Origin of the sequence: Myxococcus llanfairpwllgwyngyllgogerychwyrndrobwllllantysiliogogogochensis (assembly GCF_006636215.1) — a bacterium.
Classification (GTDB): Bacteria; Myxococcota; Myxococcia; order Myxococcales; family Myxococcaceae; genus Myxococcus; species Myxococcus llanfairpwllgwyngyllgogerychwyrndrobwllllantysiliogogogochensis.
On sequence record NZ_VIFM01000903.1, the window covers coordinates 1 to 410 of the forward strand.

A 410-nucleotide genomic window follows, 5' to 3' on the forward strand; every position below is an offset into this window, starting at 1 on the left:
TCACTATGGCTTGCGTGATCGGGTCAGCCGTAAAGGGCCGGAAGTCAAATATGCAGAGCGCCGGTTGCTCGGCATCAATGATGAATCAGAAGACATTACGCGAGACGTCTTACTGCGTTGGTTGTCACAGTGATTTTGTGTCAGGGATGACACAACCCGCCACGCTGCCGCACTCCCTCCGCGCGTGGCAATCTTGCCTTCATGAATACGCAATTAACCGAAATCATGCGCCTTATCACCAATCTGATCCGCACCGGCATTGTGACCGAAGTGGACCGGGACGGCTGGCTGTGCCGGGTGAAAACGGGCGACCTCGAAACCAACTGGATTAACTGGCTGACCTACCGTGCAGGTAAATCCCGCACCTGGTGGTGCCCGTCTCCAGGGGAGCAGGTGGTGCTGTTCAGCCT

2 protein-coding genes are annotated in these 410 nt (G+C 56.3%); both read left to right on the forward strand.

What is annotated here, in order from left to right; translation table 11 throughout:
• The first annotated feature begins 10 nt into the window (after window positions 1–10).
• Window positions 11–133 carry a phage virion morphogenesis family protein gene (locus FJV41_RS56260; RefSeq protein WP_368773792.1) on the forward strand — a complete coding sequence of 41 codons (123 nt, stop codon included), beginning with the start codon at window positions 11–13 and terminating at the stop codon, window positions 131–133.
• Window positions 134–201: 68 nt separating this feature from the next.
• On the forward strand, window positions 202–410 hold a 209-nt coding region (locus FJV41_RS51145; protein WP_141649671.1), incomplete at its 3' end, for a phage baseplate assembly protein V.